Source organism: Pseudomonas sp. SBT1-2 (assembly GCF_028640875.1).
Taxonomy (GTDB): domain Bacteria; phylum Pseudomonadota; class Gammaproteobacteria; order Pseudomonadales; family Pseudomonadaceae; genus Aquipseudomonas; species Aquipseudomonas chlororaphis_I.
The window spans coordinates 1-23,786 of record NZ_JAQZAA010000075.1 but is presented as its reverse complement, the minus strand read 5'-3'; the positions used below and the strand labels follow the sequence as shown (position 1 = coordinate 23,786).

Below are 23,786 nucleotides of genomic sequence, written 5' to 3'. Positions count from 1 at the left end.
GGCATTCATCGAATGCCGGGCCTTTTTGTTGGCTGAATCAGTGGCGTTGTAATCAGGGCCACCGTGTCATCGTTCATCGCGGGCAAGCCTCGCTCCTACGGTAACGATGTTCATCGCGAGCAAGCTCCGTTTCTGTAGGAGCGAGGCTTGCCCGCGATGGGCGCGCCGCCGTTGTCAGGCCACCGCCCGAGTACCAGCCCTGGCCACCCGCAGGCGGTAGAACACCCAGATCAGCGCGACCCACACCGGGATCGCGTAGACCGAAACCCGGATCCCGGGAATCATCAGCATCACGCTGACGATCATCAGCATGAAGGCCAGGCACAGGTAGTTGCTGAACGGGAACCAGAAGGTCTTGAACGACGGCACTATGCCTTGCTGGCCCATGGACTTGCGGAACTTCAGGTGGGTCAGGCTGATCAGTGCCCAGTTGATCATCAGGGACGCGACAACCAGGGCCATCAGCAGCTCCAGCGCTTCCTGCGGCGCCAGGTAGTTGACCACCACGCAGAGCAGGGTGATCAGCGCCGAGACGCCCAGGGCCAGCAATGGCACCCCCTGTTTGTTCAGCTTCATCATCGCCTTGGGCGCGTCACCCTGTTCGGCCAGGCCGTAGAGCATGCGGCTGTTGCAGTACACGCCGCTGTTGTAGACCGACAGCGCCGCGGTCAGGACCACGAAGTTGAGGATGTGCGCCGCGGTGTCGCTGCCGATCAGGGCAAAGATCTGCACGAACGGGCTGCCGCTATAGGAGTCGCCGGAAGCGTTGAGGGTCTGCAGCAACTGGTCCCAGGGGTACAGCGACAGCAGCACGGTGAGGGCGCCGACGTAGAAGATCAGCACCCGGTACACCACCTGGTTGATCGCCTTGGGGATCACCTTGCGTGGCTCGCTGGCCTCGGCGGCGGTGATGCCCACCAGCTCCAGGCCGCCGAAGGAAAACATGATGAAGGCCATGGCCATCAGCAGGCCGGTGCCGCCATTGGGGAAGAACCCGCCGTGGCTCCACAGGTTGCTCACCGCGGCCTGCGGGCCGCCGCTGCCGCTGGCCAGCATGTAGCAGCCGAGGGCGATCATGCCGATGATGGCCACCACCTTGATGATGGCGAACCAGAACTCGGCTTCGCCGAAGAACTTCACGTTCATCATGTTGATCAGGTTGACCAGCACGAAGAACACCGCCGCGCTGACCCAGGACGGGATTTCCGGCCACCAGAACTGCACGTACTTGCCCACGGCCGTGAGTTCGGCCATGCCCACCAGCACGTAGAGCACCCAGTAGTTCCAGCCGGCGAGAAAGCCGAAGTAACCGCCCCAGTACTTGTGCGCGAAGTGGCTGAAGGACCCGGCCACCGGCTCCTCGACGATCATTTCGCCAAGCTGGCGCATGATCAGGAAGGCGATGAACCCGGCAATCGCATAACCGAGGATCATCGAAGGGCCGGCGGACTTGAGCACGCCGGCGGAGCCAAGGAACAGTCCGGTGCCGATCGCCCCGCCCAGGGCAATCAGCTGGATATGGCGGTTCTTCAAGCCACGCTTGAGTTCGCCGGGTTTCAGGATTTCATCCACTAATCACGCTCTCTTCTCATTGTTATCGGATCTGTCCGTGTTCGCGGCCAGATCGCGGCTGACGGCGGACGGATCAGATATTACTCTCGGTGAACTTCTCGTAATACAGCTGAACGCTCTCAAGTTGCTGATCTTGCAGCCAGTTCTTGATCGACTCGACCATCGGTGGCGGTCCGCAGACGTACATGTCCACCGGGCTATCGCGCAGTTCGCTGCAATCGAAATGCTCGGCGATGTAACCACGCTTGCCCGGCCAGTCCGCCGCCGGCTCGCTGATCACCGCAGTGTAGCGAAAGCCCGGCAGTTGGTCGGCATAAGCCTCGATACGCGCGGTTTCGCACAGGTCGGCGACGTTGCGCACCCCGTAGTACAGGTGCACCGGCTGGGTACAGCCGTCGGCGACCAGTTGTTCGAGCATCGCCAGCAGCGCCGACAACCCGGTGCCGCCGGCCACCAGCACCAGCGGCCGGACGATATGGCGCAGGTAGAAGGCGCCCAGCGGCGCCTCCAGCTCGATACGGTCGCCGACCTGGCAACGTTCGCGGATGTAGTTGCTCATGGCCCCGTCGGGCAGCAGGCGCACGAGGAATTGCAGCTGCTGGCTGCCCGAGCGGTTGGCGAACGAGTAGGAGCGCTTGCTCGACGTGCCGGGGACCGACAGCCGGGCGTACTGCCCCGGCAGGAAGTCCAGCGCCGCCTGATCCTGGTCGAGCTGCAGTTGCAGGATCGCCGTGCTGTCGGAGACCTGGCGCACTTCGCTGACTGTAGCGCCCAGCTGTGCGGGGCCTGCGGCGCTGCACAGGCTGGAATCGAAATCGAAGTAGAAGGTGGCATCGGACTGCACCCGGGTCTGGCAACTGAGCATCTTGCGCTGCTCCAGGTCCGTGCTGGAGAGGGCTTCCTCGTCCACGTAGTCCTGGCTGTAGTTGCCGGATTCGCAGCGGCCCTGGCAGGTGCCGCAGACGCCTTCGCGGCAGTCGAGGGGGATCTTGATGCCGTTGCGCAGGGCGGCGTCGAGCAGTATTTCGTTGGCGTGTACAGGGAAGAACAGCGTCTTGCCATCGGCAAAGCTGAACGCGACCTTGTGGTTCATGCCCGGTCTCCGTCAGAGGTGGTAGAAATCGAGCACCGAGTTGATGGTGTCGTTGAGCAGCAGCACATGCTTGCGGGTGATCAGCCAGCTGTCGCCGTGGGGCTTGAGGTTGTAGGTGGCATGGCCGAAGAACTGCTCGGCGGTGGCCAGGCGATAGAACAGCGTGTGCCAGTTCAGCCGCACTTGCAGGCTGCCATCGGCCTGCTCGGCGATCCGCACGTTGCTGATGTTGTGCAGGGTGCGCGGCATCGGAATGGTCGAGGCGGCCTTGCCGGTGCGGATACGGAACACCCGGTCTTCCAGGCCCGAGCGGTTGGCGTAGTAGATCAGCGACATGCCGCGTTTCGGGTCGGTGGTGTAGACATGCTCGGAATCCCACTGCGGCAGGTGGAACTCGCTCTGCGGGTCGAAGAGTTCGAGGTAGGCGTCCCAGTCCTGGGCGTCGCACAGCTCCGACTTGCGGTAGAAAAACTGCTCGATACGGTATTGCAGTTGCGCACTCATGTTCACACCTCACGCAGTTTCAGGGATTGTCTGGCCAGCCCGTCGAGGAGGAATTTCTGCCAGTTGCGATGCTGATTGACGTACAGCCCTTCGTGGGTGAATTCGGTGCCAGTCATGGCCGGCTGGATGCCGATGGCCTCGCTGTTGCGGGTCGGCCCGGTTGCCCAGCGGTGGCTGCCCCGGGAGATATCGCTCCAGCGTTCCAGGCGGCCCTGGAAGCCGCGCTGGGCTTCGCGGAATTCCACCAGGTCGTCGGGGGTGCCCATGCCCGAGACGTTGAAGAAGTCCTCGAACTGGCGGATGCGGTTTTCCCGATCGGCGTCGGACTCGCCCTTGACCCCGATGCACTGGCTGATGATCTCGGTCTTGTTCCAAGCCAACGGGCGGATGATCCGCAGCTGCGAGCTGATCTGGTCGAGGAAGAACAGGCTCGGGTAGATGTTGAGGTTGCGCAGGCGGTGCATCATCCATTCGGCCTTTTCCTGGCCGTACTCTTCCACCAGCCGCGGCATGATGGTGGCGTAGCCGGAGCGCACCGACGGGTTGGGCATGTCGCTGAACAGCACGCTGTGGCCGTTGTTGAAGGCGAACCAGCCGTCGTCGGTGTTGGCGTCGCCGGCGCCGAGCTTGCTGTAGTCGAGGGTGGCGCTGGCGCCGCCGTTTTCGCTGTTGACCTGCTGGCGGTGCTGCACCGTGGCCACGTAGTTGTAGTGCACGGTGCTCACGTGATAACCGTCGAGGCCGTTCTCGTTCTGCAGTTTCCAGTTGCCGTCGTAGGTGTAGGCGGACTTGCCGGGCAGGACTTCCAGTTCACCGGTGGGCGACTGGGCGACCATCATGTCGAAGAACACCTTGGCATCGCCGAGGAAGTCCTCCAGGGAGTTGTCGGCATGGACGTCGAGGCTGATGAAGACAAAGCCCTTGTAGCTGTCGATGCGGGCCTTCTTCAGGCCGCGGGTGGCCTTGTCGAAGCCCTCGGGATATTCCCCCGGCGCCTTGACCTTCACCAGGCGCCCGTCGCTCTTGTAGCACCAGGCGTGGAACGGGCAGGTGAAGGTGGACTGGTTGCCCTTGCCGACCCGGGTCAGGGTGGTGCCGCGGTGCTGGCAGGCGTTGATCAGCGCGTTGAGCCGGCCTTCGCCGTCGCGGGTGATGATCATCGGCTGGCGCCCGGCGCGCAGGGTCACGAAGTCGTGGTTGTTGGCCAGCTCGCTTTCGTGGCAGGCGTAGATCCAGTTCTTCTCGAAGATCAGTTCCATCTCCAGGTCGAACAGCTCGGGCTCGGTGAACATGTCCCGGGCGATGCGGAACACGCCGTCGTCCGGACGAAAGTCCAGGCAGCCGTCGATGAAGCTTTTCCATTGTTCTGTGTTTCTTGCACCACTCATGAGTGATTACCTTTTTTATAGATACGGTTTTATTCAGGCCAATCAGTGGGTGCATTAGAGGGAGTGCGGGGCAGGGGTGGCTATCCGTTTAGTCGGCCAAGGCCATCCATAAAATTGAATGGCGCTGAGGGCTTCTGTAGGAGCGAAGCTTGCTCGCGATAAACGATCACGCGGTGCATCCGCCAAAGCGCGCCGTACCCATCGCGGGCAAGCCTCGCTCCTGCGGGCGCGGGGGGTAACACCTGGGGGCTGAATACCCACGGCCGGCGCCCCAGGCGATCAACGGCTGCACCGCGATGTCGCGATGAGCTACTGTTTGGCGCAGTCTTGCGTGGGGTTTGCGCACCGGGTGGATGGGCTCTATCCACTTAGTTGGCGATTGCTATCCAGTCGGTTGGCAGTGCCGGACGGTGGCGCAAAACTTGCTCTTGCAGGTCAGGACTTCAAATCAGACGCGCCGTCAGAGCGCGCAAAAAAATATTGCCGTGGGTGCGCCGTGATGAATAGCAAGGCTGATTCGCAGTTTCGCGATATTCGTATCGATCGCTACGACCTCGAGGGGGCGAGAAGCTGGATGTCTGGCATTTGCGGGCCGCACCGGCTCGAAACCAGTACCCCCGAGCGCATCCGCTTTCACCACAGCGCCAACGTGTTCAAGTCGCGGGCCACGACCCTGGGCACCATCGAATACGGCACCGACGTCACCATCGATATCGAAGACGCCGAGCGCTTCAGCAGCTACAGCCTGAGCCTGCCGCTGAGCGGCGATCAGGAGTTGAGCAAGGATGGCCGGCTGCTGCGTTCCAACCGCGACCAGGGGGTGATCATCGCGCCCAACGAAAGCCAGATGCTGGCGATCTCCGGCGACTGCCGCAAAGTCCAGGTGGTGATTACCCGGGCGGCCATGAGCGAAGCGCTGGAGGCCTTGCTGCAACGGCCGCCGGATGCGCCGCTGCGTTTCGAGGCGGTGATGGATGCGGTGGAAGGGGCGTCGGCGTCCTGGTGGCGCATGGCGCGCTATTTCATCGCCGAACTGGAGCGCAGCAGCGAGCTGTACGAACAGCTGGCCTTCACCCGCGACCTGGAAAGCTCCTTGATCAAGGGCCTGATCCTGGCCCAGCCGAACAACTACTCGGCGGAGCTGCGCGAGGTGCTGGAGGTCAAGTTGCCCCACTACCTGGTCCGCGCCCGCCAGTACATTCACGCCAACGCCCGAGAGCCGCTGTGCCTGGAGGACCTGGAGGCCGCCGCCGGGGTCTCGCGCTTCAAGCTGTTCGAGGCCTTCAAGAAGTATTTCGCCCTGTCGCCGATGGTCTACCTGAAGAAGTACCGGCTCAACGCGGTGCGCCAGGAGATCCTCGAACACGGCTCGGCGCGGACCATTTCCGAAATCGCCCTGGGCTGGGGCTTCAGCCATCTGGGGCGGTTCTCCGCCGAATACCGCAAGCTGTTCGGCGAGTCGCCCAGCGTCACCCTGCAGCGCCACGATGCGCGGCGCCTGGGCAGTTTCTAGTGGCCTGTGCCCCACAGGCCAGCCGTTTTACTTGCGCAGCACCAGGTCGAGCAGGCCGTCCTGTTCCTTGATTTTCTGCAGGACGATTTCCGAGCGGATGTCAGTGACCCCGGACGTGCGGTTCAGGTGATTGACGATGAAATCCGAGAAGTGCTTGAGGTTGCGCGCCTGGACCCGCAGCACATAGTTGCTGGCGCCGGTGATCACATAGGCGGTCACCACTTCCGGCCACTGCTGGACCTTCTTGATAAAGGTCTCGTGCCAGTCCGCCACGTCCTGGCGCAGCGACACATGGACGATGGCCTCCAGCTCGATCCCCAGGCGCTCGGCGTTGAGTACCGCGCGATAGCCGCTGATGATGCCTTCGCCCTCCAGCAGGCGCAGGCGCCGCAGGCAGGCCGAGGGCGAGAGGGCGACTTTCTCCGCCAGCTCCTGGTTGCTGATACGGCCGTCCTGTTGCAGGAAGTGCAGGATTCGCAGGTCTGTCGAGTCGAGAATCATGGTTGGCATTTATCCGCGTTTTTTTAAGTTGTAGTCGAATAATCTTCGAGGCTGTGCCGCTCTCATAGCGCATTTTGCACGAAAATTCTCCAGGGCTTCGTTCATTATTTCTTCACCGTGCAGCTGCCGATGCCGACTCCGGCGTTGTGTGCGCTGTCGCACGCCATAGTGAAAACAGGACCTCCCATGACAACAAGAAACCACTGCCTGGCCCTCGACGCACAGGACCCGCTGGCACCGCTGCGCCACCAGTTCGCGCTGCCCGACGGGGTGATCTATCTCGACGGCAACTCCCTCGGCGCGCGCCCGGTGGCGGCCCTGCAACGGGCGCAGCAGGTGATTGCCGAGGAGTGGGGCAATGGCCTGATCCGCAGCTGGAACACCGCCGGCTGGCGCGACCTGTCGCAGCGCCTCGGCGACCGCCTGGCCAAACTGATCGGCGCCGATGCCAACGAAGTGGTGATCACCGATACCACCTCGATCAACCTGTTCAAGGTGCTCAGCGCTGCCTTGCGCGTGCAGGCGCTCAAGGCGCCGCAGCGGCGGGTGATCGTCAGCGAGAGCAGCAACTTTCCCACTGACCTGTACATCGCCGAAGGCCTGACCGAGATGCTCCAGCAGGGTTATTCCCTGCGCCTGGTGGACAGCCCCGAGGAACTGCCCCAGGCCATTGGCGAAGACACCGCGGTGGTCATGCTCACCCACGTCAACTACAAGACCGGCTACATGCACGACATGCCGGCGGTGACTGCGCTGACCCACGAATGCGGCGCGCTGAGCCTGTGGGACCTGGCCCACTCCGCCGGCGCGGTGCCGGTGGACCTGAAGCAGGCCGGCGCCGACTACGCCATCGGCTGCACCTACAAATACCTCAACGGCGGCCCGGGCTCCCAGGCCTTCGCCTGGGTTTCGCCGGCGCTCTGCGACCTGGTCAAGCAGCCGCTGTCCGGCTGGTTCGGCCACGCGCGGCAGTTCGACATGGAAGCGCAATACCGGCCGAGCAGCGGCATCGCCCGCTACCTGTGCGGCACCCAGCCGATCACCTCGCTGGCCATGGTCGAGTGCGGCCTGGAGATCTTCGAGCAGACCGACATGGCCAGCCTGCGCCGCAAGTCCCTGGCCCTGACCGACCTGTTCATCGAACTGGTGGAGCAGCGCTGCGCGGCCCATGGCCTGAAGCTGGTGACCCCGCGTGAACACGACAAGCGCGGTAGCCATGTCAGCTTCGAGCACCCCGAAGGTTATGCGGTGATCCAGGCCCTGATTGCCCGGGGCGTGATCGGCGACTACCGCGAACCGCGGATCATGCGCTTCGGCTTCACGCCGCTGTATACCCGCTTCAGCGAAGTCTGGGACGCGGTGCAGATCCTCGGTGAAATCCTCGACGAAAAAACCTGGGCCGAGCCGCAGTTCCAGATCCGCCACAGCGTGACCTGAAACCCGCTACCTGTAGCCGCTGCCGCAGCCTGCGATCGGCGGCGCAGCCGTCGCAAATCCTGAGTCCATGGTCTGCCGGATAGACCGCGGCGCCTGGGAATGCGAGTCCTGCGGCCTCGATCGCAGGCTGCGCCAGCGGCTACAGGGTGATACCAGAACCGGCCAGGGACGGCTCGCGACACCGATCAACGCGTGCACACAATAATAAGAGGCTGATGAACGTGACCACGACCAACAAGGGTTTTGCAGCGATTTCCAACCGTGAACAGGGCTTGCGCCGCCAGCTCACGGCCGGGCAGATGAGCATGATCGCCATCGGCGGGGCAATCGGCACCGGGCTGTTCATGGGCAGCGCCTACGCCATCGGTTATGCCGGCCCCAGCGTGCTGCTCAGCTACGCCATCGGCGCGCTGATCACCCTGCTGCTGATGGGCTGCCTGGCGGAAATGACCGTGGCCCATTCCACCTCCGGTTCCTTCGGCGCCTACGCCGAGTTCTACATCAGCCCGCTGGCCGGGTTCCTGGTGCGCTACGCCTACTGGGCGGCCATTGTGCTGGCGGTCGGCGCCGAGGTCACGGCCATCGCCATGTACATGAAGTACTGGTTCGCCCACGTGCCGGAATGGGTGTGGATCGTCTCGTTCTCCAGCGTGCTGATCCTGCTCAACGCCATCAGCGTGAAAACCTTCGGCAACTTCGAATACTGGTTCTCCACCATCAAGATCGCCGCCATCGTCGGCTTCATCATCCTTGCGGTGTACGTGGTGTTCGGCTCCGGCAATGCCGACTACGGCCTGCACAACTACAGCGTCCACGGCGGCTTTTTCCCCAACGGCGTGCAGGGCATGTGGATCGCGGTGATCGTCTCGATCTTCAGCTACCTGAGCGTGGAGATGATCGCGGTGGCCGCCGGCGAGGCCGAGGACCCGCAGCGCGCGGTGAAAAAGGCCTTCCGCGCGACCATGGTGCGGCTGGTGGTGTTCTACCTGCTGACCCTGGCGCTGATGCTGGCCATCGTGCCGTGGGTCCAGGCCGGCAAGGCGCAGAGCCCGTTCGTCACGGTGATGCAGACCATCGGCATTCCCGGCGCCACCGGGGTGATGAACTTCGTGATCCTGATCGCCGCGTTGTCGGCGATGAACAGCCAGCTGTACATCACCACGCGCATGATGTTCAGCCTGTCCCGCGGCGGTTATGCACCGAAGTCCATGGGCGCCCTGAGCAAGTCCGGCATCCCGCTGAACGCCTTGCTGCTGTCCAGTTCCGGCATCGGCCTGGCGACCCTGATCAACGTGCTGTACCCGGAAAGCTCGTTCACCCTGATGATGGCGATCTCGATGTTCGGCGCGATCTTCACCTGGTTCATGATCTTTCTCACCCACTACTGCTTCCGCCGTTACCACCAGCGCCATGGCGAGCAGCCGCTGTCGTTCCGCATGCGCCTGTTCCCCTGGAGCACACTGCTGGGCCTGGTGCTGATGGGCGCGGTGATGATCACCACCTACTTCACCGAAGCCTTCAAGATGACCCTGGTGTTCGGCGTGCCCTTCCTGGCGATCCTGACCCTGGCCTACTGGCTGTTCTTCAGGAAATCCCGGGCGCCGGCAGGGGCGCTGTCCAAGGTCTGACCCCAAACCTGTAGGAGCGAAGCTTGCTCGCGATCCGCGCAGCGGCCATTCACCGCAGTGTCGCGACGAACGCTATCGCGAGCAATCGAGCGTCGACCGGCTGCTCCTACAGTTGGCCCAGGGTTTCCAGGAGAGCCTTGGCGTAGGCGGGCAGGGCGTTGAAGTCGCGGGCACAGAGCAGCAACTTGCGTTGCGCCCAGGCCTCCATCAGCGGCAGCACTGTGAGCGAGGCATCCGGCCCCCGGCGTTCGACGGCGGCCCGGGGCACCACCGCCAGCCCGGCGCCCCGGGCGACCATGCGCATCACTCCATCGAAGCCATCGGCGCGGATGCGGATCGGCATCCGCAGCCCCAGGTGCAGGGCCTGTTCTTCCAGGTACACGGCCAGGGCGCTGTGGGCGGCGAGGCCGATATAGTTGTGGTGCAGGCTGTCGCTGAAACTCACTGCCCGACCGTCCGCCAGCAGGTGGTTGGCGGGCAGGACCAGCACCAGCGGGTCGTCGCGAAAGGCCAGGGTCTGCAAGTCCTGGGTATCCACCGCGTCGGACACTATTCCCAGGTCCGCCGCGCCCTGGCGCAGGGCGTGGGTGATGCGCAGGCTGGGCAGTTCCTGCAGGTCGATATCGAGGTTGGGGTGGGCGCAGAGAAAGTCCGCCAGCGGCTCCGGCAGGTATTCGGTGATCGCCGTGGTGTTGCACAACAGGCGTACCTGGCCTTTGACGCCCCGGGCGTATTCGGCCAGGTCCTGGCGCAGGTGTTCGGCCTGTTGCAGCAGGCCGCGCGCATGCTGGGCCAGGGCCTTGCCGGCGGGTGTCGGGCTGACGCCACGGCGGCCACGCTGGAGGAATTCGGTGCCCAGGGAGGCCTCCATGGCGCGGATCCGCGCACTGGCGGCGGCCAGGGACAAATGGCTGCGGCTGGCGCCGGCGGTGATATTGCCGGCGTCGAGGATGTTCAGGTACAGGCGCAGGTCGGTCAGGTCGAAGTGCATGGGGCGGGTCCCTTGAAAGCGCCGCTGCGCGGCTATCGCGGGCAAGCCTCGCTCCTACAAGGACAGTGCAATACCTGTAGGAGCGAGGCTTGCCCGCGATAGGGCCATCACAGCCACTGAAAATCTCCAGCCTCTCGCCAAGCAAGAGGCTGCCTCAGTATATGGCAGATTTTCAGCCCACCACCGTCGGCGCAGGATAGCGCCATGAACACTTCCCTCGCGTTTTACCAGAACCTCGGTTTGCTCCTGTCCCTGCTGGTGATCGGCACCTTTGTCCTGGCCGGCATGATCAAGGGCGTGATCGGCCTCGGCCTGCCGACCATTGCCATGGGCCTGCTCGGCCTGGCTATGGCGCCGACGCAGGCTGCGGCCTTACTGATCATTCCGGCGACCCTGACCAATGTCTGGCAACTGGCGTTTGGCGGGCATTTGCGAGGCTTGCTCAAGCGCTTGTGGCCGATGCTGCTGGCGATCTTTATCGGCACCGGCCTGGGCAGCCTGTGGTTGGGCATCGACGGCGGGCGCTGGGTAGTACGGGCGCTGGGGGCGGCGTTATTGCTCTATGCCCTGAGCGGACTGCTGCTGCCAACCCTGCGGCTGCGGCCGCGAATGGAAGCCTGGCTGGGCCCGGCCTGTGGCCTGGTGACGGGCGTCATCACCTCGGCCACCGGGGTGTTCGTGATTCCGGCGGTGCCTTATCTGCAGGCGCTGGGGCTGCACAAGGACGAACTGGTGCAGGCCCTGGGGCTGTCGTTCACCGTTTCGACCCTGGCCCTGGCGGCCGGCCTGTACTGGCGCGGAGCCCTGGGCGGCGGCGAACTCAGCGCCTCGCTGCTGGCGCTGATCCCGGCCCTGCTCGGCATGTGGTTGGGTCAGGCGCTGCGCCAGCGCATCAGCGCCGTGCTGTTCAAGCGGGTGTTTTTCAGCGGCCTGGGCCTGCTTGGTGCTCACCTGCTGATCAGCGGCTAGCGGACGACGGGCTGAGCATGTCGATGCGGCGGATATCGAAGTCGCGTTCCAGGTAATCCATGCGCTTGTCGAAGAACGCCTTCATGTGCGGCAGGTTGGCGTGCACGTCCAGGTGCGCCTGGGATTCCCAGATCTCGTAGAAGATGAACAGGCTCGGGTCCTGCTGGTCGCGCAGCATGTGGTACTCGATGCAGCCGGGCTCGGCGCGGCTTGGCTCGACATAGGCGCGAAACAGCGCTTCGAAGGCCTCGGACATTTCCGGGCGGGTCTTGGCGTGGAGGATAAAGCCGTGCTGTTCGGACATGGGGCGGTTCCTGGGTAAGGGAGTTTTAAAAATTCTACGACACGAATCCGCCGTCTATTCGTGCGTATTGGTCAAATGCTTTTTGCCTGGATCGCGCTTATTCATATCGTCTTTCAACGATATTCTCCGCCCCATCGTTTTTAATCTTCTCGACCCGGCCCTGCAGCGCAGCGCCAAAGGGTTGTCCCTGATGAGGCTGGATCATGAAAAAAGTACTGTTGCTCAACGGTGGCAAGAAGTTCGCCCACTCCGATGGCCGCTACAACGCGACCCTGCATGAAGCCGCGGTGTCGGTGCTGGACCGTGGCGGCGTGGACGTCAAAGTCACCCACATCGACGAGGGCTACGACATCAAGGAAGAAGTGGCCAAGTTCCTCTGGGCCGACGTGATCGTCTACCAGATGCCGGGCTGGTGGATGGGCGCGCCCTGGATCGTGAAAAAGTACATCGACGAAGTCTTCACCGAGGGCCACGGCAGCCTCTACGCCAGCGACGGCCGCACCCGCTCCGACGCCTCGCAGAAATACGGCAGCGGCGGCCTGATCCACGACAAGCAGTACATGCTGTCGCTGACCTGGAACGCGCCGCAGCAAGCCTTCGACGACCCGACCGACTTCTTCGAAGCCAAGGGCGTGGACGCGGTGTACTTCCCGTTCCACAAGGCCAACCAGTTCCTCGGCATGCGCGGCCTGCCGACCTTCCTTTGCGTCGACGTGATGAAACGGCCGAACATCGAAGCCGATGTGCAGCGCTACGAAGAACACCTCAAGGCGGTGTTCAACCTCCCCGCGTAAATCCGGCTACTATCGGTGGCGTGCCGCGAGCCCGATGTGGGACCTGTAGCCGCTGCCGCAGGCTGCGATCGCCACCGAAGGGGGCGCAAGGTCGTGAGATCGCTGAAGGCCTTCGGCCTTATCGCAGCCTGCGGCAGCGGCTACAGGGCGCCCAACCGAGATAGAGGACTTACGTGAAAGCCAGATCCGACGAACTCCAGATCTTCGTCTGCGTCATCGAATGCGGTTCGATTTCCGCGGCGGCCGAGCAGGTCGGGCAGACGCCGTCGGCGGTCAGCCGCACCCTGTCGCGCCTGGAAGCCAAGCTCGATACCACGCTGATCAACCGCACCACGCGGCGCATGGACCTGACCGAAGAGGGCAAGTACTTCTTCGAGCAGGCCAAGCTGATCCTCGACCAGATGGACGAACTCGAAGAACGCCTGTCGTCGCGCCAGCAGACCCCATCCGGGCGCCTGCGGATCAACGCCGCCTCGCCGTTCATGCTGCACGCCATCGTGCCCTACATCGCCGAGTTCCGTAGCCTGTACCCGGACATCCAGCTGGAGCTCAACAGCAACGACCTGATCATCGACCTGCTGGAACAGAGCACCGATATCGCGATCCGCATCGGCACCCTGGCGGACTCGACCCTGCATGCGCGCTCGCTCGGTTGCAGCCCGCTGCACATCCTCGCCAGCCCCGACTACCTGAAGCAGCACGGCACACCCGGCACCGTGGCCGAGCTGAGCGAACATACCCTGCTGGGTTTCACCCAGACCGAAACCCTCAACCACTGGCCGCTGCGCCATGTGCACGGCGACCGCTGGCCGATCCAGCCGGGCATCAGCGCCTCCAGCGGTGAGACGGTGCGCCACCTGGCGCTGGAAGGGCAGGGCATTGCCTGCCTGTCGCACTTCATGACCATCGACGACATCCGCACCGGGCGCCTCACGCCGATCCTCTCGGAGTTCAACAGCGGCTATCGCCAGCCGATCAACGCCGTCTACTACCGTAACTCGCAGCTGGCTCTGCGCATCCAGTGCTTCCTCGACTTTATCCAGGGCAAGCTGGCCGATTACGCCAACCCGCTGTTCGAAGGCTGAGGCCTTTCTGCTGTAGGAGGAGCCGGCTTGCCTTGCACCGCCCGGGCAGATGCCATCGCTGGCAAGCCAGCTCCTGCAGCGATCAATTCCCGTGGGAAGGCTGATCCCTGATTCGTGATCCCTGCGCAAGAGTGATTTGGGCCAGCCTGCCTGTTTCGGCAGGAGTCGCCCGCCGATACTGGCGCCATCACTTATCCACCCAGGGAGTTTCTCCATGAATGTATTCGTTACCGGCGCCGCGGGTTTTATCGGCGGCTCCATCGCCACCGGCCTGGTCCAGGCCGGCCATCAAGTCACCGGCCTGGTGCGCAGCGCCGAACAGGCCGCCGAACTCACTGCCCTGGGCATCAAGCCGGTGCTCGGCAGCCTGGACGACAGCGCCGTGCTGACCGAACAGGCGCGTGCCGCCGACGCGGTGATCAACGCCGCCAGCAGCGACCATCGTGGCGCGGTGGAAGTCCTGATCGCGGCCCTCAAGGGCTCCAATAAAGTCTTCCTGCACACCAGCGGTTCGAGCATTGTCGGCGACGCTTCGGGCGGCAAGGTCAGCGAAGTCGTCTATCAGGAAAACAACCTGCCAGAGCCCACCGTCGACAAGGCCGCGCGCGTGGCCATCGACAACCTGGTGCTGGCCGCGGCCAGGGACGGGGTCAACTCGGCGGTGCTCTGCAATACCCTGATCTACGGCCACAGCCTCGGGGTGAAACGCGACAGCGTGCAGCTGCCGCGGCTGCTCAAGCAGGCGCGCAACAGTGGCGTGGTGCGGCATGTCGGTCCGGGGCAGAACATCTGGTCCAACGTGCATATCGAAGACGTGGTGGCGCTGTACCTGCTGGCGCTGACCCGCAACATCCCGGGCACCTTCTACTTCGTCGAAAGCGGTGAAGCCTCGTTCATCGACATGACCACCGCCATGGCCCAGGCCCTGCACCTCGGCGCGCCGCAGGACTGGCCGCTGGCCGACGCCGAAGCCGAATGGGGCTACGAGATGGCCAACTACGGCCTGGGCTCCAACAGCCGCGTGCGCGGCAAGAACGCCCGCGAACGGCTGGGCTGGGTACCGCGGCGCACCTCGGTGCTGGAGTGGATTCGCCACGAGATGGTCTGAGCCGCTATCCCTGTAGCCGCTGTCGAGCGCCAGCGAGGCTGCGCTCGGCGGCGTAGCCGTCGTAAACCGGCTGGCGCTTTTTTCCAGGCAGTTCGCGGATTCAGGTTTTGCGGCAACGGCGTTGCCGATCGCAGCCTCGCAGGCTCGGCAGCGGCTACACGGGCAGCGTGATCCTGTAGCCGCTGCTGCAGGCTCGGGCCACGATCGACCGGTACGGTCGTGACGACCTCAAGCGCGGCACCGTCGCCACCGTCACTCCTCCCCTCGCCAGACGGCCGCTTCAAGCGGCCGTTTTTATTTGCCGATTGCTCCGCCCCCGATCTTGCCCCTATCGTTCGACCTGCCAAAAAACAATAAAAGGACGGACCTTATGCGCATTGTTCTGTTTAAGACCCTGGCTCTGACAGCGGCCATCGCCGCCAGCTCGCCGGCCTTCGCCGCGTTGCTGGAAGGTGGCGCGGTCGCCGCGCCGAACCAGTATGGCGCCGACGTCGCGGCGCAGATTCTCAAGAAGGGCGGCAACGCGGTGGATGCCGCGGTCGCCACCGCCTTCACCCTGGCGGTGACCTACCCCGAGGCTGGCAACATTGGCGGCGGCGGTTTCATGACCCTGTTCATCGACGGCAAACCCTACTTCCTCGACTACCGCGAAACCGCGCCCAAGGCCGCGACCCGTGACATGTACCTGAACGAAAAAGGCGAGGTCATCGAGAACCTCAGCCTGGTCGGCGCGCGCGCCGCGGGGGTGCCGGGCACGGTGATGGGCCTGTGGGAAGCGCACAAGAAGTTCGGCAAGCTACCCTGGAGCGAGCTGATCACCCCGGCGGTGGGCTATGCGAAAAACGGCTTCAAGGTCGCCGACAAGCAGTACCAGTACCGCGAGGACGCGCTGAAGCTGTTCAAGGACAGCACCAACTTCGGCGACTATTTCGGCAGCATGAAATCCGGCGAAACCTTCCGCCAGCCAGAGCTGGCCGCGACCCTGGAGCGCATCGCCGACCAGGGCGTCAAGGAATTCTACGAAGGCAAGACCGCCGACCTGCTGGTGGCGCAGATGCAGGCCGACAAAGGCCTGATCACCAAGCAGGACCTGCAGGACTACAAGGTCGCCTGGCGTGAGCCGCTGCAGGTCAACTGGCGCGGCAATACCCTGTACACCGCGCCGCCACCCAGCTCCGGCGGCGTGGCCTTGGCGCAGCTGATGACCATCAAGGAAGAGCGCACGGCGGACTTCAAGGGCGTCGAGCTGAACTCGGCCAAGTACATCCACCTGCTGGCGGAAATCGAAAAGCGCGTGTTCGCCGACCGCGCCGATTACCTCGGCGACCCGGCGTTCTCCGAGGTGCCGGTCAAGCAACTGACCGACCCGGCCTACCTGAAAAAACGCGCCGCCGAGATCAACCCGACGGCCATCTCGCCCACCGAAAAAGTCCGCCCGGGCCTGGAGCGGCACCAGACCACCCACTTCTCCATCGTCGATGCCGACGGCAACGCGGTGAGCAATACCTACACCCTCAACTGGGACTATGGCAGCGGCGTGGTGGTGAAGGGCGCGGGGTTCCTGCTCAACGACGAAATGGACGACTTCAGTGCCAAGCCCGGGGTGGCCAACGCCTTTGGCGTGGTCGGCGGTGATGCCAATGCCATCGCGCCGGGCAAGCGCATGCTGTCGTCCATGAGCCCGAGCCTGGTGACCCGCGACGGCAAGGTCACCCTGGTGCTGGGCACGCCGGGCGGGTCGCGGATCTTCACCTCGATCTTCCAGGTGCTGAACAACCTCTACGACTTCAACCTGCCGCTGGAAAAAGCCGTGGCCGCGCAGCGCGTGCATCACCAGTTGCTGCCCAAGGACACCATTTACTTCGACGCCTATGCGCCGCTCAGCGGCAAGGTTGCCGATGAGCTGAAGGCCATGGGCTACACCCTGGAAGACCAGGGCTGGGAGATGGGCGATATCCAGGCGATCCGGGTCACCGGCAGCCAGCTGGAAACGGCCTCCGACCCACGTGGGCGCGGTGTGGGCAAAGTCGTCAAATAACCTGCCTTTGTAGGAGCGAAGCTTGCTCGCGATTGGGCCACCGCGGTGAGTCAGGGACGACGCTATCGCGGGCAAGCCTCGCTCCTACAATGGGTCAGCCGTATCACCCCCGGGACGAGCAAGCTTCTGTAGGAGCGAAGCTTGCTCGCGATTATCGGGGCCCCGCGCTGTGTCAGAAACGACGCCATCGCGGGCAAGCCTCGCTCCTACAGAACCGCACTCAACCTTCACCTGTCCCCCCAGAAGCTCTATCTCTTCCGCTACAGCGGATGAAAATACCCCTCGTCGATTTTCATTATTCGCGACACGACTTGTCTGTCCGCGACAAAGCATGTCTCTATACGAAAATTACTTTCATGCGGTTTGAAAATCCGGTCACGAAATGATTTATGAGTTTCACAAGCATTCGACGTGACCCTTTTTCGAGGAGTACCGCATGACACCTGCATTGGGCTACTGGCTGCTGGGCTATGCCGCCATCGCCATCATCGCGCTGATCGTCCTGATCGCGCGTTACCGGATCAATCCGTTCATTGTCATCACCCTGGTCTCGGTGGGCCTGGCGCTGATGGCCGGGATGCCGCCGTCCGGCGTGGTCGGCGCCTACGAAGCGGGTGTCGGCAAGACCCTGGGGCACATCGCCCTGGTGGTGGCCCTGGGCACCATGCTCGGCAAGATGATGGCCGAGTCCGGCGGCGCGGAGCAGGTGGCGCGGACCCTGATCGACCGTTTCGGCGAGCGCAACGCGCACTGGGCGATGGTCTGCATCGCCTTCCTGGTGGGCCTGCCGCTGTTCTTCGAGGTCGGTTTCGTGTTGCTGGTGCCAATCGCCTTCACCGTGGCGAAGCGTGTCGGCGTGTCGATCCTGATGGTCGGCCTGCCGATGGTCGCCGGCCTGTCGGTGGTGCATGCCCTGGTGCCGCCGCACCCGGCAGCGATGCTGGCGGTGCAGGCCTATCAGGCGTCGGTGGGGCAGACCCTGCTGTACGCGATCCTGATCGGCATTCCCACGGCGATCATCGCCGGCCCCGTGTACGCCAAATTCATCGTGCCGCGCATCCAGCTGCCGACGGAGAACCCGCTGGCGCGCCAGTTCCTCGACCGTGAGCCGCGCACCCGCCTGCCCAGTTTTGCGATCACCATGGCCACCATCCTGTTGCCGGTGGTGCTGATGCTGATCGGCGGCTGGGCCAACCTGATTTCCACCCCGGGCAGCGGCCTCAACCAGTTCCTGCTGTTTATCGGCAACTCGGTGATCGCCCTGTTGCTGGCGACCCTGCTGAGCTTCTGGACCCTCGGCCTGGCCCAGGGTTTCAACCGCGAATCGATCCTCAGGTTCACCAACGAATGCCTGGCGCCGACCGCCAGCATCACCCTGCTGGTAGGCGCCGGTGGCGGCCTCAACCGGATCCTGGTGGACGCCGGGGTCACCGACCAGATCGTCGGCCTGGCCCATGAATTCCAGCTGTCGCCGCTGCTGATGGGCTGGCTGTTCGCCGCGCTGATGCGCATCGCCACCGGCTCGGCCACCGTGGCCATGACCACCGCCTCGGGGGTGGTGGCGCCGGTGGCCATCGGCCTGGGTTATCCCCACCCGGAACTGCTGGTGCTGGCCACCGGCGCCGGCTCGGTGATCTTCTCCCACGTCAACGACGGCGGCTTTTGGCTGATCAAGGAATACTTCAATATGACCGTGACCCAGACCTTCAAGACCTGGACGGTGCTGGAGACCCTGATCTCGGTGGTCGCCTTCGCCCTGACCGTCGGTCTTGCCCAACTGCTTTGAGCCCAGGTGCCGCCCATGGACATCCTCTACCAGATCCGTTCCCGCCAGGACTCCTTCAGCGCCGGCGAAGGCCGCATCGCCCGCTTGATGCTGGATGACGTCGGTTTCGCAGCCTCGGCCAGCCTGGAAGAGCTGGCGCAGCAGGCGGAAGTCAGCGCCGCCACCCTGTCGCGTTTTGCCCGCAGCGTGGGCTGTCGCGACCTGCGCGACCTGCGCCTGCAACTGGCCCAGGCCAGCGGGGTCGGCAGCCGTTTTCTCGACCCGGCGGACGCGCCGGAGCAGTCGGGTTTCTACCGGCAGATCGTCGGTGATATCGAGTCGACCCTGCACCAGCACCTGGCGGGGTTCGACGAGTCGCGCTTTCGCGACGCGGTGCGCTTGCTGGGCAAGGCGCAGATGATCCACGCCTTCGGCATGGGCGGCTGTTCCACCCTGTGCAGCGACGAATTGCAGGTGCGCCTGGTGCGCCTCGGCTACCCCATCGCCGCCTGCCACGACCCGGTGATGATGCGGGTGACCGCCGCGGCTTTGGGCCCGCAACATGCGCTGATCGCCTGCTCCCTGACCGGCATCACCCCCGAATTGCTGGAGACCGTCGAACTGGCCCGCAGCTACGGCGCCAGCGTGCTCGCCATCACCCTGGCCGATTCGCCGCTGGCAGAGCTGGCGGACGTGCTGCTGCCGCTGCAAAGCGCCGAGACCTCCTTTATCTACAAACCCACGGCCGCGCGCTACGGCATGCTACTGGCCATTGATGTACTGGCCACCGAGCTGGCGCTGGCCCTGCCCGAAGACAACCAGGAACGCCTGCGCCGGATCAAACTGGCCCTGGACGATTACCGTGGCGGCGACGATTGCCTGCCGCTGGGAGACTGACATGCTTTACGACACCCTGATCCGCAACGCCCTGGTGATCGACGGCAGCGACCGCCCGGCTTACCCCGCCGATGTCGCCCTGCTCGATGGCCGCATCGCCCGCATCGGCGACCTGCAAGGCGTCCGCGCCACTGAAGAAATCGACGCCGCCGGGCAGGTGCTGGCCCCCGGTTTTATCGACGTGCACACCCACGACGACACCGTGGTGATCCGCCAGCCGCAGATGCTGCCCAAGCTCAGCCAGGGCGTGACCACAGTGATCGTCGGCAACTGCGGCATCAGCGCCTCGCCGGTGAGTTTGCGCGCCGATCCACCCGACCCGATGAACCTGCTGGGCAGCCAGGCGGCCTTCGTCTACCCGCGATTTCGCGACTACCGCGACGCGGTGGATGCCGCGCAGCCGGCGGTCAATGTGGCGGCACTGATCGGCCACACGGCGCTGCGCAGCAATCATCTGGACGACCTGTATCGCACCGCCACGGCGGAGGAAATCGCCGCCATGCGCGAGCAACTGCGGGCCAGCCTGGAAGACGGTGCCCTGGGTTTATCCACCGGCCTGGCCTACGCCAGCGCCTTCTCGGCCGAGACCGACGAGGTGCTGCAACTGGCCGAGGAACTGAGCGCCTTCGGCGCGGTGTACACCACCCACCTGCGCAGTGAATTCGAGCCGGTGCTGGAGGCCATGGACGAGGCGTTCCTGATTGGCCGCCACGCCAAGGCACCGGTGATCATTTCCCACCTCAAATGCGCGGGGGCGGGTAACTGGGGGCGCAGTCCGCAGTTGCTGGCCTCCCTGGAGCAAGCGGCGAAAGACCATCCGGTGGGCTGCGATTGCTATCCCTACGCGGCCAGTTCCTCGACCCTCGACCTCAAGCAGGTCACCGATGCTTTTCGCATCACCATCACCTGGTCCACCCCGCACCCGGAACTGGGCGGCCGCGACCTGATGGACATCGCCGCCGAGTGGGGCACGACCCTGCTGGACGCCGCACGGCGCCTGCAACCGGCTGGCGCGGTGTACTACGGCATGGACGAGGCCGATGTGCGGCGCATCCTTTCCCACCCCTTGTCGATGATCGGTTCCGACGGCCTGCCGGAAGACCCGTTCCCCCATCCACGGTTGTGGGGCGCCTTCCCGCGGGTGCTCGGGCACTTCAGCCGCGACCTCGGCCTGTTCCCGCTGCACACCGCCGTGCATAAGATGACCGGTCTGTCGGCGGCGCGCTTCGGCCTCAAGCTGCGTGGCGAAATCCGCGAAGGGCATTGGGCCGACCTGGTGCTGTTCGACCCGGCGCGGATCCGCGATGTCGCCGACTTCAAAAGCCCGCAACAGGCCGCCGAGGGAATCGAGGGCGTGTGGGTCAACGGCGTGCGCAGCTATGCCGAAGGCCAGGCCAATGGCCGCAGGCACGGACGCTTCCTGGCGCGGGAAGGGGATTTGCGTGAAGGGTTCAACGGCTGAAGGCGCGCGGCGCCGAATAGGTGAGCGCCGTCACAGTGATGGCCTGATGATATTAAAGAAAGCCTTGGCCTAGCCGAAGTGCTGACATCCACCTGCTATACCGTGGACATCTTTCATCAGGGAGTCGCGCAATGAGCTTTGGCAAAACCACCCCCATCCTGCGGATCTTCGACGAGGCCAAGGCGCGGGAGTTTTATATCGACTTCCTGGGCTTCACGCTCGACTGGCAGCACCGCTTCGAAGACAACTTCCCGCTGTATATGCAGGTGTCGCGCGGGGAGTGCGTGCTGCACCTGTCGGAGCACCACGGCGACAGCACGCCGGGCTCCGCGTTACGCATCGAGACCGACGAGCTGGAAGCCTTCCAGCAGCAGTTGCTGGCCAAGGATTACCGCTTCGCCCACCCGCAGATCCAGGCCATGCCCTGGGGTAGCCAGGACATGACAGTGCTCGATCCGTTCGGTAACCGGCTGGTGTTCACCAACGCCATCTGCGTCTGACCTGCGCCCTGCATCCTGCATCTTGTAGCCGCTGCCGAGCGCAGCGAGGCTGCGATCGACCCCGCAGGGGGCGCAGGGATCCTGGAATCGCTGGAGGACCTTCGGTCCTGTCGCAGCCTCGCTGTGCTCGGCAGCGGCTACAGGGATGGGCGTGTTCGCTGGGTCTGCCGAAACTCCCCCGGCGTCATCCCGGTCCGCCCCTTGAACGTGCGGTGAAACGAGCGTGGTTCGGTAAAGCCCAGGTAATAGGAAATGTCCTGGATCGGCAGGTCGCTGTGCAGCAGGTAATGCTCGGCCAGTTCCTGGCGCAGGTCGTCGAGGATCTGCTGGTAGGAGGTGCCGGCCTGTTGCAGTTGGCGCTGCATGGTGCGCGGCGACATCGCCAGCAGATCGGCCACCTGTTCCTTGCGCGGCAAACCTTCCTTGAGCAACTGGCGCAGGGCGTTTTTCACCTGCAGCGCCAACGGTGCCTCTTCCAGCGACGCCATCAGGCTCATGGCGTGTTCTTCCAGGGTTCGCAGCAGTTGGGCGTCGGCCTGGCGCAACGGCAGTTGCAGGTAGCTCAGCGGTGCCAGCAAGGCCGAGCAGCTCTGTTCGAACAGCACCGGGCAAGCAAAAAACGCTTCGTATTGCGCCAGCGTGGTGCCGTCCGGCAGCGGGTGCTCGAACCACACGGCGCTCGGTGAGAGCTGGGTATCGGCAATCCAGCGGGCGTAGAGCAGCCAGGAGGCGAGCACATTTTCCACCAGCTGGCGGCGGGTGTCGGAGGTCGGCAGGCGGCAGTTCCAGATCAGGCGGACCTGCTCCTCGATCATCTCGATGCGACTCACCCCCATGTCGCCCACCAGTTTTTCGAACGGCATGATCCGGCTCATGGCTTCGCCCAGGGTCGCGCAGTTCATGGTGATGTAGCCGAGCACGCTCCAGGAGTTGGGCAACACATAGCGGGCGGCGTTGAGGCCGAACAGCGGGTCGCCGGAGTGCTGGCAGAAATACCCCAGCAGGCGTTCGTGGACCTCGACGGGCAGGCGCAGGCTGTTGTCGTTCAGTTGTTCGGCGGCAAGGCCCGCGGCGTGCAGCGCGGGAGCGGTGGGCAGGCCGAGGTGTTCAGCGTGGCGCAGGTATTTGAGCAGCGGTGGGACCGAGGTGTAACCAAGGGGCTGCATGGTGGGGTTCCTGGCGGTGGGCGCGCTTTTTGAGGGTAAAGGTAAATGCCTGTGATCCCGGGTGCAACGCTGGTCTTGTAGGAGCGAGGCTTGCCCGCGATGACGGTGGTAGCCTCGCAGGGAATATTGGGCGGTGTACACGGTAACTCAAGACTGTGGGGTGCCGGCCGATCTGCGAGAGGTAGGAAAATTTACGGGGGCCTGAAAAGTGCTCCCCAACAACCCCAGGAACGGAATCCAAAGATGAATACGACACCTGTATGGCCGGAGGTTTTTCTCGGGGCTTTCTATGCGATCCGCGAGCGCCTGGGGCAAGTCCTGCAACTGAGCGATTGCCGGGAGCACTGGATTCAGGCGGAGCTCAGCCTGTATGCCTGGCAGCATGGTTATCCGGATATCTGGACCAGCGGTAAGGCCGGTGGACGCACGAAAGTCGACTTGTACACGGAAGATCTCGACATGGCGGCCGAGGTGAAATGCCTGGGGGATGTGTCTTTTGCCAAGTGCCTGATGGGCAAGGGGATGGGCGAGACTCGAGCCGTTCTTCGAGAGGATGGGGATGGGCGGCTCTGGTTTCCGCAGGTTGACCGGGGTGAGTCTTTGGTCTGGTCGGTGTTTGCGGATCTGCGTCGGCTGCAACGGATGGAGATGGCTCGGAACAAGTTTCTCATTCTGGTGATTGCCAAGGACTACGTGGCTGAGACGGAGATGGGGGAGGTGCTGCGGCGGCTTCGTTTGTCGGAAGAGGAGTGGTCCTTGGAGTTGAAGAGCGCCACGGTGCGGATCTGGCGGATCGAGTAGCTCGGGGTACAGCGTGCTTCTGTAGGAGCGAGGCTTGCCCGCGATTTCGGTGGTGGCCTCGCTGCTGATTTTGGACGGTGTACATATCCATTCCTGCGGTCACGGCGGCTTATGGTTTCGCCCTTACGGCGACTCACTTTTTTCAAACGCCAAAAAAGTAAGCAAAAACGCTTGCCCCTAGCGTACGGCCTTCGCTGCGCTCAGGTTCCCTCGCTCCGGCGTCCATCAGGGGGCATCGACTCCGGTCGGCTTCGCTTCGACCTCCATACG

Annotated in this window: 21 protein-coding genes; 13 read left to right on the top strand and 8 right to left on the bottom strand. The window is 64.0% G+C overall.

Annotated elements, in window-relative coordinates:
* Positions 1 to 174: 174 nt before the first annotated feature.
* The 4 genes from PVZ78_RS12795 to antA all read right to left on the bottom strand — a co-directional run bounded on the left by PVZ78_RS12795 (position 175) and on the right by antA (position 4,557).
* Positions 175 to 1,572, bottom strand: coding sequence for an amino acid permease (locus PVZ78_RS12795; RefSeq protein WP_009046858.1), 1,398 nt, complete (start codon positions 1,570 to 1,572; stop codon positions 175 to 177).
* A 73-nt stretch (positions 1,573 to 1,645) separates the two neighbouring features.
* Complete coding sequence (antC, locus tag PVZ78_RS12790) at positions 1,646 to 2,665, bottom strand: anthranilate 1,2-dioxygenase electron transfer component AntC (protein WP_273828761.1); 1,020 nt, start codon at positions 2,663 to 2,665, stop codon at positions 1,646 to 1,648.
* A 12-nt stretch (positions 2,666 to 2,677) separates the two neighbouring features.
* Positions 2,678 to 3,169 carry an anthranilate 1,2-dioxygenase small subunit gene (gene antB / locus PVZ78_RS12785; RefSeq protein WP_028681606.1) on the bottom strand — a complete coding sequence of 164 codons (492 nt, stop codon included), beginning with the start codon at positions 3,167 to 3,169 and terminating at the stop codon, positions 2,678 to 2,680.
* Positions 3,170 to 3,171: 2 nt separating this feature from the next.
* Positions 3,172 to 4,557: an anthranilate 1,2-dioxygenase large subunit gene (antA, locus tag PVZ78_RS12780; protein ID WP_009046861.1), complete on the bottom strand. Its 1,386-nt coding sequence runs from the start codon at positions 4,555 to 4,557 to the stop codon at positions 3,172 to 3,174.
* A 499-nt stretch (positions 4,558 to 5,056) separates the two neighbouring features.
* On the opposite strand from antA, the gene PVZ78_RS12775 reads away from it, so the two are divergent.
* Positions 5,057 to 6,070: an AraC family transcriptional regulator gene (locus PVZ78_RS12775; protein WP_273828760.1), complete on the top strand. Its 1,014-nt coding sequence runs from the start codon at positions 5,057 to 5,059 to the stop codon at positions 6,068 to 6,070.
* Positions 6,071 to 6,097: 27 nt separating this feature from the next.
* On the opposite strand, the gene PVZ78_RS12770 is transcribed toward PVZ78_RS12775, so the two are convergent.
* Complete coding sequence (locus PVZ78_RS12770) at positions 6,098 to 6,571, bottom strand: Lrp/AsnC family transcriptional regulator (RefSeq protein ID WP_009046863.1); 474 nt, start codon at positions 6,569 to 6,571, stop codon at positions 6,098 to 6,100.
* A 186-nt stretch (positions 6,572 to 6,757) separates the two neighbouring features.
* Between PVZ78_RS12770 and kynU the strand changes: the two genes are divergently transcribed.
* Positions 6,758 to 8,008, top strand: a complete 1,251-nt coding sequence (gene kynU, locus PVZ78_RS12765; RefSeq protein ID WP_009046864.1) for a kynureninase — start codon at positions 6,758 to 6,760, stop codon at positions 8,006 to 8,008.
* Between the two features lie 215 nt (positions 8,009 to 8,223).
* Positions 8,224 to 9,636 (top strand): amino acid permease, encoded by a 1,413-nt coding sequence (locus tag PVZ78_RS12760; protein WP_198286578.1) that lies wholly within the window; start codon positions 8,224 to 8,226, stop codon positions 9,634 to 9,636.
* Between the two features lie 106 nt (positions 9,637 to 9,742).
* Here PVZ78_RS12760 and PVZ78_RS12755 read toward each other — a convergent pair whose 3' ends face one another.
* Positions 9,743 to 10,627, bottom strand: a complete 885-nt coding sequence (locus PVZ78_RS12755) for a LysR substrate-binding domain-containing protein (protein ID WP_009046866.1) — start codon at positions 10,625 to 10,627, stop codon at positions 9,743 to 9,745.
* A gap of 204 nt (positions 10,628 to 10,831) precedes the next feature.
* On the opposite strand from PVZ78_RS12755, the gene PVZ78_RS12750 reads away from it, so the two are divergent.
* On the top strand, positions 10,832 to 11,596 hold the full coding sequence (locus tag PVZ78_RS12750; RefSeq protein WP_009046867.1) for a sulfite exporter TauE/SafE family protein: 765 nt from the start codon (positions 10,832 to 10,834) through the stop codon (positions 11,594 to 11,596).
* Here the strand turns inward: PVZ78_RS12750 and PVZ78_RS12745 are convergent.
* On the bottom strand, positions 11,586 to 11,900 hold the full coding sequence (locus PVZ78_RS12745; RefSeq protein ID WP_009046868.1) for a putative quinol monooxygenase: 315 nt from the start codon (positions 11,898 to 11,900) through the stop codon (positions 11,586 to 11,588). The two genes, PVZ78_RS12750 and PVZ78_RS12745, sit on opposite strands and share 11 nt — an antisense overlap.
* 203 nt (positions 11,901 to 12,103) lie before the next feature.
* Here PVZ78_RS12745 and PVZ78_RS12740 point away from each other — a divergent pair, with 203 nt between their 5' ends.
* From PVZ78_RS12740 to PVZ78_RS12705, 8 genes are all read left to right on the top strand, one after another.
* The gene (locus tag PVZ78_RS12740) at positions 12,104 to 12,694 is read left to right on the top strand and encodes an NAD(P)H-dependent oxidoreductase (RefSeq protein WP_009046869.1); all 591 of its coding nucleotides are present in this window, start codon (positions 12,104 to 12,106) and stop codon (positions 12,692 to 12,694) included.
* Between the two features lie 173 nt (positions 12,695 to 12,867).
* Positions 12,868 to 13,779 carry a LysR family transcriptional regulator gene (locus PVZ78_RS12735; protein WP_009046870.1) on the top strand — a complete coding sequence of 304 codons (912 nt, stop codon included), beginning with the start codon at positions 12,868 to 12,870 and terminating at the stop codon, positions 13,777 to 13,779.
* Between the two features lie 214 nt (positions 13,780 to 13,993).
* A complete protein-coding gene (locus tag PVZ78_RS12730; RefSeq protein WP_009046871.1) occupies positions 13,994 to 14,887 on the top strand; it encodes an NAD-dependent epimerase/dehydratase family protein in 894 nt (297 codons plus the stop codon).
* A gap of 370 nt (positions 14,888 to 15,257) precedes the next feature.
* Positions 15,258 to 16,925: a gamma-glutamyltransferase gene (ggt, locus tag PVZ78_RS12725; protein ID WP_009046872.1), complete on the top strand. Its 1,668-nt coding sequence runs from the start codon at positions 15,258 to 15,260 to the stop codon at positions 16,923 to 16,925.
* 436 nt (positions 16,926 to 17,361) lie between these two features.
* Positions 17,362 to 18,711, top strand: a complete 1,350-nt coding sequence (locus tag PVZ78_RS12720) for a GntT/GntP/DsdX family permease (RefSeq protein WP_096373020.1) — start codon at positions 17,362 to 17,364, stop codon at positions 18,709 to 18,711.
* Positions 18,712 to 18,726: 15 nt separating this feature from the next.
* Positions 18,727 to 19,587, top strand: coding sequence for a MurR/RpiR family transcriptional regulator (locus PVZ78_RS12715; RefSeq protein ID WP_009046875.1), 861 nt, complete (start codon positions 18,727 to 18,729; stop codon positions 19,585 to 19,587).
* A 1-nt stretch (position 19,588) separates the two neighbouring features.
* Entirely contained in the window at positions 19,589 to 21,049 is a 1,461-nt protein-coding gene (locus PVZ78_RS12710) for an N-acyl-D-amino-acid deacylase family protein (protein WP_009046876.1), read from the top strand.
* Positions 21,050 to 21,180: 131 nt separating this feature from the next.
* On the top strand, positions 21,181 to 21,549 hold the full coding sequence (locus PVZ78_RS12705) for a glyoxalase superfamily protein (RefSeq protein ID WP_009046877.1): 369 nt from the start codon (positions 21,181 to 21,183) through the stop codon (positions 21,547 to 21,549).
* 137 nt (positions 21,550 to 21,686) lie between these two features.
* Here the strand turns inward: PVZ78_RS12705 and gliR are convergent, their stop codons facing one another.
* Positions 21,687 to 22,715 (bottom strand): AraC family transcriptional regulator GliR, encoded by a 1,029-nt coding sequence (gene gliR / locus PVZ78_RS12700; RefSeq protein ID WP_273828759.1) that lies wholly within the window; start codon positions 22,713 to 22,715, stop codon positions 21,687 to 21,689.
* Positions 22,716 to 22,958: 243 nt separating this feature from the next.
* Between gliR and PVZ78_RS12695 the strand changes: the two genes are divergently transcribed.
* Positions 22,959 to 23,516: a hypothetical protein gene (locus PVZ78_RS12695; protein WP_273828758.1), complete on the top strand. Its 558-nt coding sequence runs from the start codon at positions 22,959 to 22,961 to the stop codon at positions 23,514 to 23,516.
* The last annotated feature ends 270 nt before the right edge of the window (positions 23,517 to 23,786 follow it).